This window comes from Streptomyces sp. NPDC029159 (assembly GCF_055564055.1).
This window is the reverse complement of sequence record NZ_JBVHWT010000002.1, coordinates 82869-96974: the sequence shown is the minus strand read 5'-3', so window position 1 is coordinate 96974 and position 14106 is coordinate 82869. Positions and strand designations below refer to the sequence as shown.

Genomic DNA, 14106 nt, shown 5'->3' with positions numbered 1-14106 from the left:
GGTGGGGCCCGGGTGGAAAGCTGAGGGGGTCTTCCTCCACTCGAGGGGTCTTCCTCCACTCCTGGATGGAGGAAGACCCCCTCAGCGCGCCCGGCGGGGCTCAGGTATCGATACGCGAACGGTCCAGCGTGGAGGCGGAGTTGGTGATGAACTCCTTGCGCGGGGCGACCTCGTTGCCCATCAGGAGGTCGAAGGCGCGCTCCGCCGCTTCGAGATCGCTGATGTTGATCCGGCGCAGGGTGCGGTGGCGCGGATCCATGGTGGTCTCGGCGAGCTGGTCGGCGTCCATCTCACCGAGGCCCTTGTAGCGCTGGATGCTGTCCTTGTAGCGGACCTTCTTCCGCTCCAGTTCGAGCAGCGTCTGCCGCAGCTCGTTGTCGGAGTAGGTGTAGAGGTACTTCTCCTGCCCCTTCTTGGGGTTGATCAGTTCGATGCGGTGCAGGGGCGGGACGGCGGAGAAGACCCGGCCCTGCTCGACCATGGGCCGCATGTAGCGCTGGAAGAGCGTCAGCAGCAGGCACCGGATGTGCGCGCCGTCGACATCGGCGTCGGCGAGGAAGATGACCTTGCCGTACCGCGCGGTGTCGATGTCGAAGGTGCGGCCGGAGCCTGCTCCTATGACCTGGATGATGGCGCCGCACTCGGCGTTTTTGAGCATGTCCGAGACGGACGACTTCTGTACGTTGAGGATCTTGCCGCGGATCGGCAGCAGCGCCTGGAACTCGGAGTTCCGGGCGAGCTTGGCGGTACCGAGCGCCGAGTCGCCCTCGACGATGAAGAGTTCACTGCGCTCGACGTCGTCGCTGCGGCAGTCGGCGAGCTTGGCCGGCAGGGAGGAGGACTCCAGAGCCGTCTTCCGGCGCTGCGCCTCCTTGTGCTGACGTGCGGCGATACGGGTACGGGCCGCGGCGACGACCTTCTCCAGGACGGCGCGGGCCTGCTGCTTCGCGTCGCGCTTGGTGGATGTCAGGAACGCCTTGAGCTCCCGGCCGACCACCTGGGCGACGATGCGGGAGGCGGCGGAGGTGCCGAGCACCTCCTTGGTCTGGCCCTCGAACTGGGGCTCCGCGAGCCGGACGGTGACGACGGCGGTGAGCCCCTCCATGGCGTCGTCCTTGACGACGTCGTCCTCGGCGACGCGGAGGAGCTTGCTCGACCGCAGCACCTCGTTGACGGTCTTGGCGACCGACCGTTCGAACCCGGAGACGTGGGTGCCGCCCTTGGGGGTCGCGATGATGTTGACGAAGGACCTGACCGTCGAGTCGTACCCGGTGCCCCAGCGGAGGGCGATGTCGACGCCCAGCTCGCGGGTGACCTCGGTGGGGGTCATGTGGCCACGGTCGTCCAGGACGGGGACGGTCTCCTTGAAGGTGCCCTGCCCGCTCAGCCGCAGGACGTCGCAGACCGCCTTGTCCTGGGCGAGGTACTCGCAGAATTCGCTGATGCCGCCGTCGTAGTGGAAGGTCTCTTCCGTGGCGGCGGCGCCGTCGATGCCCCGTTCGTCGCGGACGACGAGGGTGAGGCCGGGGACCAGGAAGGCGGTCTGCCGGGCTCGCGCGTACAGCGTCTCCAGGGAGAGCCGGGCGTCCTTGAGGAAGATCTGGCGGTCGGCCCAGTAGCGGACCCGGGTGCCGGTCTTCGTCTTGGCGACGCGCTTGCCCTTGACCAGGCCGTTGCCCGGCTCGAAGGGGGCGTCCGGGCCGGATGCGGTGAAGGTCCCGGGGACGCCGCGGCGGAAGCTGATCGAGTGTGTCTTGCTGTTGCGGTCGACCTCGACGTCGAGGCGGGCGGAGAGGGCGTTGACGACGGAGGCGCCGACGCCGTGCAGACCGCCGGAGGCGGCATAGGAGCCGCCGCCGAACTTTCCGCCGGCGTGCAGCTTGGTCATGACGACCTCGACGCCGCTGAGGCCGGTCTTGGGCTCGACGTCGACGGGGATGCCGCGGCCGTTGTCCCGGACCTCGACGGAGCCGTCGGCGTGGAGGAGCACCTCGATGCGGTCGCAGTAGCCGCCGAGCGCCTCGTCTACGGAGTTGTCGATGATCTCCCACAGGCAGTGCATCAGGCCGCGGCTGTCCGTGGAGCCGATGTACATACCGGGACGTTTGCGGACGGCCTCGAGTCCCTCCAGGACGAGCAGGTGCCGCGCGGTGTAGTTGGAACCGTCCCGGTCAGCCCCGGTCAGCACTGCGGTGGACGGCACGGACATCTCGGCGGTCACGCGGTTCGCTCCTCGCTGAATTTCTGGCAGTCCGCATTCCGCGGACTCGGTTGTGGCGGTATCGCCGGTCAAGAGCGTACCGAGGCCAGGTAGAGCCGATGTGACGCCACCCGCCACCACGCTCATGGTAGTAGAATTTCGATCGCCAGTTCGATCCCTCGAAGGGGTGAGGCGGACGTGACGCGAACATCACGTTCCCTTCGAGGCATGAACCATTTAGGCTCCGGGCACGTCCTCATCAACGACCGGCAAGCCAGCCGGGAGGACACACCCAGCAACCGTGATCGAACCACCAAGCAATACGGCTCATTCGCCGCCACCCGGCAGCACCCGGCCAACCTCTCGAAGATTTTTTTCGAGGAAAAGGCACGAGCGGGAACGTTTTCGGCCTGGTTGGATGTTGACCCTGGTACGACAGCTCGTCGAGCTAGAGAAGAGGCGACGTGACTACTGTTCTGACACCCGCGAGCCCGCTGACGGCCGCTGACCGCTGCGACCGCTGCGGCGCCCAGGCATACCTGCGCGTCGTCCTGATGTCCGGCGGAGAACTGCTCTTCTGCGCCCACCACGGTCGCAAGTTCGAGCCAGAACTCAAGAAGATCGCCGCGGAAATACAGGACGAGACGGAGCGGCTGACCGCCCCTCCGGCGTCTGCGCCCGATGAGGAACGCTGACACATCGCATCCACGACGACGAGCGAGTAGCGGCCCAGGCCGTGCGGCGGGCGGTCACCCCGGGTATCACCGGGGAGACCGCCCGCACTCGTGTTTTCCCGCTCCCGGCCGCGCCAGGCGGCCCTCAGCCCGCGCCGTGCAGCTCGACGGCCGGGACCAGCGCGGACGCCCGCGTGTAGACCCCGGGGCTCCCGGGCTCCCCGCAGCCGGCGCCCCACGACACCAGCCCCACCAGGCGCCCCTCGACGACCAGCGGACCGCCGGAGTCCCCCTGACAGGCGTCTCGGCCCCCTTGCGGTTCACCCGCACAGAGCATCGTGGCGGCGTGGTACGCCCCGTCGGCGGTGCCCGGGTAGGCACGGGTGCACGCGTCGTCGGACAGGATGTTCACCGCCGCGGACCGTAGATGCGTCGCGTAGGCGCCCCGGCCCGTGGTGTCGCCCCAGCCGTACACCACGGCGGAGGTGCCCTCGTCGTAGGCCCCGGAGCCCTCGGGGGCGATCGGGATAGCCCGGTTGGTGACGGGGCTCGGCAGGGTGAGGACCGCCATGTCCCCGGCGTTCGTCCGGCTGTCGTAGTGCGGATTGACCCATACCTTGGCCGGTTTCAGCGCCTGTCCCCCGGTGCCGGCGAGATCTTCACGCCCCACGAGCACGCGCAGGTCGCGGACCTGCTGCCAGGGCATCCCCAGCACCTGGGTGCTCAGGCAGTGCGCGGCGGTCACCACCGTTGAGCGGCCGACCAGGACGCCGCCGCAGAACTGACCGGACCGTTGCTTGCCGAAGCGGTTCTGGGAGGCGAGAGCCACCACCCAGGGGCTCTCCACGACCTGTACGGGCTGTCCCCCGACCACCGATGCGTCGGCCACGGCCAAGGACGGTGCAGCGAGGACCATGGCGAGGGCTCCGGGTACGGCGCGGAAGATCGGGCGCATACGGACTCCTGACTCCGAGGCAGTGATCGCCCACCCAGCGTGACCCAAACGGATGCGTTGCGCACCCGGACGGCCGCGGGCCCGGCCCCTCGAAGGGGGCCGGGCCCGCAGAAACCGTATTGCCGTGTCCGCTAGTCGAGGTAGTCGCGCAGCACCTGGGAGCGCGACGGGTGACGCAGCTTCGACATGGTCTTGGACTCGATCTGACGGATCCGCTCACGCGTGACGCCGTAGACCTTGCCGATCTCGTCCAGCGTCTTCGGCTGGCCGTCGGTGAGGCCGAAGCGCATCGAGACGACACCGGCCTCGCGCTCGGAGAGGGTGTCCAGCACCGAGTGCAGCTGCTCCTGCAGGAGCGTGAAGCTGACCGCGTCGGCCGGGACGACCGCCTCGGAGTCCTCGATCAGGTCACCGAACTCGCTGTCGCCGTCCTCGCCCAGCGGGGTGTGCAGCGAGATGGGCTCACGGCCGTACTTCTGGACCTCGATGACCTTCTCGGGGGTCATGTCGAGCTCCTTGGCCAGCTCCTCCGGGGTGGGCTCGCGGCCCAGGTCCTGGAGCATCTGGCGCTGGACGCGCGCGAGCTTGTTGATGACCTCGACCATGTGGACGGGGATACGGATCGTCCGGGCCTGGTCGGCCATGGCGCGGGTGATGGCCTGGCGGATCCACCACGTCGCGTAGGTCGAGAACTTGTAGCCCTTGGTGTAGTCGAACTTCTCGACCGCACGGATCAGACCGAGGTTGCCCTCCTGGATGAGGTCCAGGAAGAGCATCCCGCGGCCGGTGTACCGCTTGGCCAGGGAGACGACCAGACGGAGGTTGGCCTCCAGGAGGTGGTTCTTGGCCCGGCGGCCGTCCAGGGCGATGATCTCCAGCTCACGCTTGAGCTTGGGAGCGATCTTCTCCTCGGTGGCCAGCTTGTCCTCGGCGAACAGGCCGGCCTCGATGCGCTTGGCGAGCTCGACCTCCTGCTCGGCGTTGAGGAGCGGGACCTTGCCGATCTGCTTGAGGTAGTCCTTGACGGGGTCGGCGGTGGCGCCGGCCGCGGCGACCTGCTGCGCGGGCGCGTCGTCCTCGTCGTCGTCGGACAGGACGAAACCGGCGGCCTCGGCACCTTCGGCGGCCTCGGGCGCATCGCCCTTGCCGGGCGCCGCGGTCTCCTCGGTCACCTCGTCGTCGAGCAGCTCGTCGACGTCCTTCTTGGCCGCCGTCTTCTTGGCGGTCGTCTTCTTGGCCGCCGTCTTCTTGGCGGTCGTCTTCTTGGCCGCGGTCTTCTTGGCCACAGCCTTCTTGGCAGGCGCGGACTCCGCCTCGGCGGACGCGTCCCCCAGGGAGGCGGCCGTGGTGGTCTTCTTCACCGCAGCGGTCTTGGCCGCGACGGTCTTGGTGGCGGTGCGCTTCGCCGGACTCTTCGCTGCGACGCTCTTGCGGGTGCGCTTGGGCGCCTCTGCGGCACTGACCATCAGCGTCACACCCTCCTCGTCGAGGATCTGGTTGAGGCTGCGCAGAACGTTCTTCCACTGGGTTGGCGGAATCTGGTCAGCCTCGAAGGCCCGACGCACGTCATCGCCGGCGATCTGCCCATCAGCCTTTCCCCGCTCGATGAGCGCCATCACAGACTCGGACTCGGCGATCTCCGGCGGGAGCGTACGGGATGTGCTGGCCGACACGAACAACCTCTCGGAACGATGGAAACGGCTTCCGACCCCGTCCTGTGTGGATCGGAGCCGACGACCGCCGGAGGGGATGGCCGGCGGCGCAGGGGTAACCGGGGAGTTGAACAGCGTCACCGACGCCGCCCGTATTCCCTCCTCGGCTATCACCTCTTAAGTCATCGCGCTCCCCCGACGAGCGTTACGCCCAATCCGCGTGGCCCGAGTCACACCTCATAACGACACATTCCCCGTCGTATGGCATGCAACCCTGCCGAAGCCCGCCGCCGGATCCGGATGACGCCCGGATCCGGCGGGCTGCGGTCGCGCTGCCGTGCGGCGCCCCGGCCTTCGGGATGCGCGCCGCCGGACCGACCGCCTCCGGGTCCGTGGCGGGTGCGCGGGAGGTGGCGCCGTCAGTGCTCGCGAGGGGCGGGCACGACGTGGTCCGCGGGCGCCCCGGATGCCTGGCCGCCGCTCTCGCCGTGGGCGGCGAGGAGCTGGCGCATGGCGCCCTCGGCGGCCGCGGCGTCCCCGGCGGCGATGGCGTCGACGATCCGCATGTGCTGGCCGACGGAGGTCTCGGCCGGTCGCTCGCAGCCGCCCGACGGGCCGCCGGAGACGTGGAGGGCGGAGGAGACGATGCCGGAGAGGTGGTCGAGCATGCGGTTGCCGGCGAGCTGGAGCAGCAGGGCGTGGAATTCGGCGTCGGCGCGGGCGAAATTCATGGTGTCGCCCTGGGCCGCGGCGTGCCCCATGACGTCGACCATGTCGGCGAGCCGCTGCTGGACGTCCTCGCGCCCCTGCCCGGCGGCGAGGCGGGCGGCGAGCGGCTCGATGGTCCAGCGCAGCTCGCACAGCTCCCGGCGCTGGGCGTCGCGCTGCGGCCCGTAGGCGCGCCATTCGATGATGTCGGGGTCGAGGAGGTTCCAGTCGCTCACAGGGCGCACCCGGGTGCCCACGTTGGGGCGTGCGCTGACGAGCCCCTTGGCCTCCAGCACCCGCAGCGACTCACGGACGACGGTGCGGGAGACCTCGAATCGCTGGCCGATCTCCTCGGGGACAAGTGGACGGTCGGCGCCGAGATCGCCGGAAACGATCATCTGCCCGAGCTGCTGGACGAGTTGGCCGTGCAGGCCCCGGCCACGGCTGCTGGCGGTGCGCCGGCCGGCGCGGGCGATGTCGGCCTCGGCGCCGTCCCACGCCGGTGCGACGCGGTCCGGGGCACTGTTGACGGCGGTGCCGTAGGGGTAGCGGTCGAGCTCGCCCGGGCCTGCGTGGCCGGCATCGGCGGGGCGAGCCGCGGTCATCATGGTGTGCGCAAGGGTACTCACGCATCCTTTGTCGGCGGCGTCCCGAACACCCTTGAGGTCTTTGGTGAAAAGCACACGAAAGGGTGATCGCCCGGTACCTCATAATTGACGCTTTATCGGAAAGAAATGCGCGCTCCAGGGCGAGTTGTGGACAGCGAGCGCCCCAGGGGCACACGCCACACCCGTACGCGACGGTCAGCGCACCCGACTCCGGAGCACCGTCAGGCCATAAGCGCAGACCAGCGCGGCGACGGACAACGCCAGTGCGCCACCTACGGGTTGAGTCACCCAACGCACGACAACGGAGGCGCCGTGATCGAATCCGGACGGCCACCGAACGGGACCCGAAGCCCGCAGCCTCGCGGTGAGCCCCGCCAGCGAACGGCCCGCCTGCTCGGCCAGCACGTACCGCAGGGCCGGAACGACGAGCACCGGGACGGCGAGCACCGCCGCCAACCCCATTGCTGTGGAACGGAACAGCCCGGCGGCGAGCACGCCCGCCCAGGCGCAGCCGACCAGCAGCCCCGCCCAACCGACCACGAAAACCGGGACGTCGGGGAGCCCGCCCAGCCCGTCGACCCCGAACACCAGCCGCACGACCGCCTCGTCGGCCAGAAGGACGACCACGCCGAGCAGTAGCGCGCAGGCTCCGCTGACCACCAGCTTCGCGACCAACAGCCCCAGTCTGCGGGGAACGGCACCGCGTTCATGAGCCAGCGCGGGGAAGCGGAACTCCTGCCCGAACGCCAGCGATCCGACCATCCCTGCACCGAGCGCAGCAGGCGGGAACGGAAGTTGGCGCGGCCATCCGCTCAACACGCGCGACAAGGGAGCGGCGCCGTGACGCGCCAGGAGGAGCGCCGGCACCAGCGACGCCAGAAGGGAGATGACAGCGACCAGGGCGACGGTGCGGTCGCTCACCGTGCGGCGGACTTCGTAGCGCAGGGGCCAGGCGGGGCCGGGGCCTGGTAGGCGAGGGATCTGCAGTTGGGGGGAGGAGGCGGCCCTGGGGGGATGTGCGGGGCGGGGAGTTGGGGCGGGCACGGATGCGGTGATGACGGGGAGGGTGAGGGTGTCGGTGAGGTCGTCGGGGGCGATGGTGGGGGTGACAGGGGGTGTGTGGCGACAGTCGCTGGCTGGGGATGGCGCCATGTCGCCAACACGGGATGTCGGCATATCGATATTGAGGGTTGCGGCTACGGATGCGGGTTCGGTGACAGTGACGTGGTCAGACACGTCGGCTGCATCGGGAGACGCAGTCGCTGCATGAGATTGTCGACCATCTGCTCGGTGGAGCGGTTCGACGAGGCCGCTGTCGCCTGACTCGTCGGCGAGTTGGTGCACCAGCACCCGGTGACGGAAGGCTGTTTCGCCGACTGCGGCGCAGTCGCTGCCGTACACCGCGAGGCGACTACCGCTCTCGCGGACGACTTCGATGCCGCGGCCGATGGCAGGGTCCGAGGCATGGTGCGCGCGTTGTGATTCGTCGGTGAGCACCGCCGCGAGGCGATCGGCGTGCGGGGAACGGACGACGACGCGGGGGCGCATACGGGTGCGGGCGAAGGTCGCCGCGTCCTGGTCGGCGGCGAGGTGACCGTCGTCGAGAGTGATGACGCGGTCGGCGTTGCGGGCGGCTTCGCGGGAGTGGCGCGAGGTGACGAGAACGGTGCCACCTTGGGCCGCGTAGCCGCGTAGCAGTCCGTGGAGCCAGGCGGTGTCGCGTGGTTGCAGGCCGTCGGCGGGTTCGTCGAGGACGAGGGTGTGAGGGTCTCCGAGGAGGGCGGCGGCCAGGGCGAGGCGTCGGTCCATGCCTCGGGAGAGGTCACCGAGCTGTTTGTCGGCGAGGCCGGTGAGGCCGACGAGGTCCAGGACGTCGTCGGCGTGGCCGGTGGGTACGCCGACTGCCGCGCTGAGGAGACGCAGGTGACCGATGACAGTCCGCGACGGGTCGCCGGGGACGTCGCCGAGGACGACGCCGATTTCGCGTGGAGGGTTGGGAACCCGGTGCAGTGCGCGTCCGCGGAAGAGGGCGACGCCGCGACCGGACTGGAGTTGGAGCATCAGCCTCAGCACAGTGGTCTTTCCTGACGCGGCGGGGCCGAGCAGGACGGTGACGTTTCCTGGTCGGGCGTCGAAGGTCAGGTCGTTGACGGCGGGCGGGTGTTCGCCGCGGGGGTCGCTGGTCAGCCCGATGGCCTGGATCATCGCGTCCCTCGCGGGGCGTGAGACCGGTCGGACGGGGTGGAGGGCACGAAGGGGCTCACTCCGCCAAGGTAACCCTATATGTCCTATTTACTCGTAATTACCGAGTGAGGTGCCGTGCCGTGTCACGGTGATGCCGCGAGCGCGCCCGCCGGGGAGATCAAGCCTCGGGGCGCAGCATCGGCGGGTTGAGCAGGGTGGCGCCGCCTGCACGGAACAGCTGTGCCGGGCGGCCGCCCTGACGGGTCGTCGTACCGCCGGTCGGGACGAGGAACCCGGGGGTTCCGGTGACCTTGCGGTGGAAGTTGCGGGGGTCCAGGGCGACGCCCCAGACCGCTTCGTAGACGCGGCGCAGCTCGCCGACCGTGAACTCCTGGGGGCAGAACGCGGTGGCGAGCGAGGAGTACTCGATCTTGGAGCGGGCGCGTTCCACACCGTCTTCGAGGATCTGGGCGTGGTCGAAGGCGAGCGGGGCCGGGGCCTCCTCCTCGGGTGCGTTCGTGGGCTCCTGGTCGAGGAAGGATTCGACCGGTGCCCAGCGGGCGCCGTGGGCGTCGCCGCCGGCCCGCGGGGCGGGCAGGTCGGGGGCGAGCACCAGGTGGGCGACGCTCACCACCCGCATCCGGGGGTCGCGCTTCGGGGCACCGTAGGTGGCGAGCTGTTCCAGATGCGCGCCGTACGGGGCGGTGGGGTCGGCCGGGTCATGGGCGTGCAGACCCGTCTCCTCGGCAAGCTCCCGGGCCGCGGCGCCCGCCAGGTCTTCGTCGGCGCGGACGAAGCCGCCGGGCAGCGCCCATCGCCCCTGGAACGGCGGCTCACCACGGCGCACGGCCAGGGCGCAGAGGGAGTGGCGGCGCACGGTGAGCACGACCAGATCGACGGTGACGGCGAAGGGCGGGAAGGCCGACGGGTCGTAGGGAGGCATGTCGTGATCATAGTCGTCCGCCTGACGATAAACAGGCCGTCGCGCCAGATCAGGACTTCAGCTGCAAGCCATCGGCGGCCTCCTCCACCATGCCCATGCCGAGGCGGCTGATCCGTACGGCGAGGGATTGTCCGGCGGCGCGGAGGCCGGTGAACTGGAGCGCGCCGAGCGGGGCGCTGCCCACGGGGCGGAGGGTGAGGGTGCCGCCGGGGACGTCGGGGCGCAGACCGGCGCGGGCCAGCAGGAGGTGGACGGCTCCGGCCGCTGCGACGGAGGCGGGACGGCAGGCCGCCGGGTGGGGCACGGGCGTGGCTCCGGCGGTGCGCTGCTCCCCCGCGTACATCTCGGGAAGTCGGTGGCCGAAGCTCTCCGATGCATCGAGGACGCCCTTGAGCAGGGCGTTCGCGGCGGGTTCGTGGCCGGTGACGGCCAGTCCGGCGGCAGTGACCGCGGTTTCGTGGGGACGTACCGCTCCGCTGCGGTGCCCGAACGGGTTGTGGCCCTTCTCCTTGGCGCTCAGGCTGCGCAGGCCCCAGCCGGTGTCCATGGCGGGGCCGGCCAGGAGGGCAGCAAGCTGGGCCGTGCGGACGGGGTCGAGGAGACCCGGGGCATACCGGCCGCCGCCGAGCAGACCGGTGTCGAGGAGGTGCCCGGTGGTGGCTCCTAGGTGTGCCAGGAGACGGCCCTGAGGGGTGATCAGGGCGGCGGGACGGCCGCCGTAGCGGTCCTCGTGCCAGAAGTCGGTACGGAAGTGGGTGCGGAGGTCGGCCGCCCATTCCCGCAGGTCGTCTGCGCGGGGTTGGCCGTACGCGTCGAGGAGGTCGGCGCCGAGGAGTGCGGCGCGGTGGGCGTGTGCCTGGGTTTCACAGCGGTACGGGCCCGACGGGGCGGGGTCGGGGATGTAGGGCGGGCGACCGGTGGCGGAGGTGCGGAGGAGCCAGTCCAGGCAGCGTGCGGCGGTGGGCAGCAGGTGCTCGGTCTCGTGGTCGGGCAGGCCCCAGCGGCGTGCCTCGGCGAGGACGGTGGGGAAGAGCAGGGTGGCTTCGGTGCCGGCGCAGCTGGGTGGGGCGTGCGGTCCGGCGTCGCGGAGGGGGCCGGGGAGGCGCCCGGAGTCCGGTCCCGGTCCGGTGTGCTGGGTGCGGGCGAGGAGGCGGAGCGTACCGGCGGCGAGGTGGGTGCCGAGAGGCAGGAGCATGCGGGCGGACCAGAGGGCTTCGGCCGGTGAGAGGCCGGGGCGCCAGGGGATGCCGCCTGCGGTGTAGAGGTCGGCGGGGGTGCCGGGGTCGCGGGTCAGGAGGCCGTGAAGATCGTCGAGGGAGGTGGCGAAGAGGACGTCGGCACGGGGGTCGTCGCATTCCAGGCGGGCCGCCCACAGACGTTGCGGCCGTGCGGTGCGCAGCCGCGGGCCGGCGGGTCGAGGTGCGGCGTACGGGCCCCGGAGCTCCGGGCCGGGGTGGGGGCTGTCGGGCGCGGTGCGGGTGTCCGGGCCGCCGGACGGGGTGAGTTCCAGGGTGAGGCGGAGGTCGATGGTGCGGCTGCCGCCGGGTGGGATGTCGAGTTCCCAGCGCAGGAGGCCGGCGGAGGCGAGGGCGTCGTCGGGAGCGGGGGTCGTGGTGACCGCGGCGTGCGCCCCGGGGCCGGACCAGCGCAGGCCCGCTCCGTGGACGGCGGGGCGCAGGTCCGGTCCGGGCAGGCCGGTGGCCGCGGCGCCGAGTTCGGCGAGGTCGGTGCCGAGCCGGAGATCGACGGGGAGCCGGACGGGGCGCGAGGCGCTGCTGCGGAAGGTGAGGCGTTCGCTGCCGTCGGCGCGGCGTAGCCGTTCGAGGCGGATGTCGGGATCGGGGCTGCGGTCGCCGGTCAGGCGCACGGTGCCGAGGAATCGGGTGTGATCCGCCGCGGGCTGCTTGCTCTGGAGGATGACGGGTTCGCCCGCTCCGGCGCGCAGTTCGCAGCGGGAGAGTATGCGACGGCCATCGCGGTAGCAGCCGTCGGCGTTCTCTCCTCTGAGCTGGCCGTCAGGCGGGGAGATCGCGAGATGGGGCAGCGCCACGGAGATCAGCGAGGCGTGGAGAGGCTGGGGTCGTGGGACGCGGGGCGGGGCAGGGCGGGGTGTTCCGGGGGCGCGTGGGGTCGGTGGGGTGGAGTGTTCGATGCCTGGCACGGGTGGTGCTCCTTGGTGGTACCGGTGCGGACGGCTGTTGACGCCACCCACCTGAACGGTGCGGCCGGCGTGCAGGTCACGCCGGCCGCACCGCATTCCTGGATCACCTGCGGCTCCGGTCACCACCACGTCGGGTGCGGCGGGCTTCGGGACGGGTGCCGGGCGGGCCGGAGCTGCCCCGGGGCGTGCTGGGACGGCCGGCCGGTGCGCGGCGGGAGCGTGCGGTGGCGGGACCGGTGCCAGTGGCCGGTGCGGTGCGGGTGGCGGCCGCCGCGTCGCGGGAGCCGCCCGTCGTGCGGGCCGCTCGTGCTTCGCGCTCCTCTCGTTCGCTCCTCAGGCAGCGGCGCAACGGTTCGGGATCGAGGCCCTCGTTGATGCCGCGGTGCAGGAGCTGGGCGAAGACGTAGTCGGGGTCGATGCCCAGGGCGCGGCTGAGGGCGACGCGGGCGGAGGGTTGGTCGTCCGTGGACCAGGCGACCCATCCGGCGAGGGTCAGCGGGGCGACGGAGTGTTCGAGGTAGGCGCCCGCGCAGCGGCGGGCAAGGGCGCGCCAGAGGCGGAGGGCGGCCGCGGCGGAGGGGCCTTCCAGCCATTCGGCGGCCCGGTCCCGGGTGAGGCGGTCCTGGAGGCCGAGGATGAGTTCGGCGGCTTCGGTGTCGGTGAGGAGGGTGTCGTCGCAGGCGTCGCGGGCCCGGTTGCTTCCGGTGGGGGTGTCCTCCCGGAAGCGGTGGATCATGGCGGCTGCCCGGTCGAGGGTGTCCTGGCGGACGGCCCGGGCGCCATTGGCGTGGAGCATCCGGGGCAGGAACCGGCTGACCGCGGTGTCGAGCGCCTTGACCTGTTCGGCGGCGCGGGGACCGGTGCGTGGGGTGAGGCGGGCCTCCATCTCCTTGAGGGAACCGCGCACCTGCATGCCCGCGTACGCGGCAGCGGCCGCCATGACCGAGGTGCCGGGCATGACCATGGGCTTTCCGTCGGCGGGGCAGCAGCGGTAGTTGGGACAGCAGTAGGACCAGTAGCGGTTGTTGGAGAGGCAGAGTGCTTCGAGTACGGGGACGTCGAGGGCGCCGCAGGCGATGCGCAGGCGTTGGGCGAGGGGCCGCAGTCGCCGGGTGACGTCCTGGCCGCGTTCGCCGTTTTTCGGCTCCTGGCAGAGGAAGATCAGCATGCCCGCGGGCCGGACGCCGCGGTCGTCGGCGGTGGTGATGAGGCAGGAAGCGAGTTGGTCGGCGACGTCGGGCCACTGCTCCGGGTCGGCCGGGATGCCGAGCCTGGCCCGGGCGCCGAACCGTCCGCGGGGGCCGTGGAGTCCCACCAGGACGATGCTGTCGTCGGGATAGAAACCCATCAGATACGGCAGGGCGTCGGCGAGATCGGCGGCGTCGCGCAGGGTGACCTGCTGTTCGGGCTCGGAGTCGGGGTCGGCGGTGTGGTTTCCCTCGGGTGCGGCGGCGCCGGGTGTGGTGGCGGCCGCCGGGCCGGTGGCGTCCGGGTCCTGGTTGTCCGGAACGGGGCCGGTCGGGAGGAAGAGGTTCGCGGGCAGGGAGAGGTCGGTGTGGCCAGTCGCGCCGGGGCGGGACGCCTCGGTTCGCTCGGTGGGGGCGGGATCTTGTGGCCCTGTGACACGGGTGGCCCCGACGTCGGGGCGGACGGGCTCCTGCGGGGATGAGTCGGGTTCCTGGGACTTTGCGGAGAGGGGCGGGCGGGGCGCGGGAATCGTCGGAGCCGGTGGCCGCGTGGGGGCCGGTGCGGCGGCCGTGGGCGCCTCCTCCGGGCGCCCGGAGGAGGCGGACGTACCTGTGCGGGGGTGCGGCTCGCCGGTGCGGTTCGGGTCGTGAGGCCGTTCGCTGTGCTGGTTCATGGCTCGAAGATCCCGCGCCTGTCCGCTGCGCCGCGACCCCTGTGGACAACCCTCGGGTGACGGAGATATCCACAGGTACCGCGGCAGGGGCGAGCCCCGGGGCGCGAGCCGTGGGCACACGGCGCATTCCAGGGCCCGGGCAGGGCGGATGCGGCGAGTC

General features: G+C 71.3%; 9 protein-coding genes. 1 reads left to right on the top strand and 8 read right to left on the bottom strand.

All coding sequences use genetic code 11. The features are described from left to right. Window positions 1-100: 100 nt before the first annotated feature. Window positions 101-2221: a DNA gyrase/topoisomerase IV subunit B gene (locus ACZ4U4_RS04750; RefSeq protein ID WP_467869006.1), complete on the bottom strand. Its 2121-nt coding sequence runs from the start codon at window positions 2219-2221 to the stop codon at window positions 101-103. A gap of 443 nt (window positions 2222-2664) precedes the next feature. Between ACZ4U4_RS04750 and ACZ4U4_RS04745 the strand changes: the two genes are divergently transcribed. Further along, complete coding sequence (locus tag ACZ4U4_RS04745) at window positions 2665-2895, top strand: DUF7455 domain-containing protein (RefSeq protein WP_391641079.1); 231 nt, start codon at window positions 2665-2667, stop codon at window positions 2893-2895. 124 nt (window positions 2896-3019) lie between these two features. Here the strand turns inward: ACZ4U4_RS04745 and ACZ4U4_RS04740 are convergent, their stop codons facing one another. From ACZ4U4_RS04740 to ACZ4U4_RS04710, 7 genes are all read right to left on the bottom strand, one after another. Then, complete coding sequence (locus ACZ4U4_RS04740; RefSeq protein ID WP_467869005.1) at window positions 3020-3829, bottom strand: serine protease; 810 nt, start codon at window positions 3827-3829, stop codon at window positions 3020-3022. Window positions 3830-3960: 131 nt separating this feature from the next. Continuing rightward, on the bottom strand, window positions 3961-5508 hold the full coding sequence (locus tag ACZ4U4_RS04735; protein WP_467869004.1) for an RNA polymerase sigma factor: 1548 nt from the start codon (window positions 5506-5508) through the stop codon (window positions 3961-3963). A gap of 392 nt (window positions 5509-5900) precedes the next feature. Then, on the bottom strand, window positions 5901-6872 hold the full coding sequence (locus ACZ4U4_RS04730) for a FadR/GntR family transcriptional regulator (protein ID WP_467869003.1): 972 nt from the start codon (window positions 6870-6872) through the stop codon (window positions 5901-5903). Window positions 6873-6992: 120 nt separating this feature from the next. Beyond that, a complete protein-coding gene (locus ACZ4U4_RS04725; RefSeq protein WP_467869002.1) occupies window positions 6993-9002 on the bottom strand; it encodes an ATP-binding cassette domain-containing protein in 2010 nt (669 codons plus the stop codon). A gap of 157 nt (window positions 9003-9159) precedes the next feature. After that, window positions 9160-9924 (bottom strand): NUDIX hydrolase, encoded by a 765-nt coding sequence (locus ACZ4U4_RS04720; protein WP_467869001.1) that lies wholly within the window; start codon window positions 9922-9924, stop codon window positions 9160-9162. Between the two features lie 49 nt (window positions 9925-9973). Beyond that, the gene (locus ACZ4U4_RS04715; protein WP_467869000.1) at window positions 9974-11974 is read right to left on the bottom strand and encodes a glycogen debranching N-terminal domain-containing protein; all 2001 of its coding nucleotides are present in this window, start codon (window positions 11972-11974) and stop codon (window positions 9974-9976) included. Between the two features lie 214 nt (window positions 11975-12188). After that, a complete protein-coding gene (locus ACZ4U4_RS04710) occupies window positions 12189-13946 on the bottom strand; it encodes a DUF4192 domain-containing protein (protein ID WP_467868999.1) in 1758 nt (585 codons plus the stop codon). Window positions 13947-14106 lie beyond the last annotated feature (160 nt).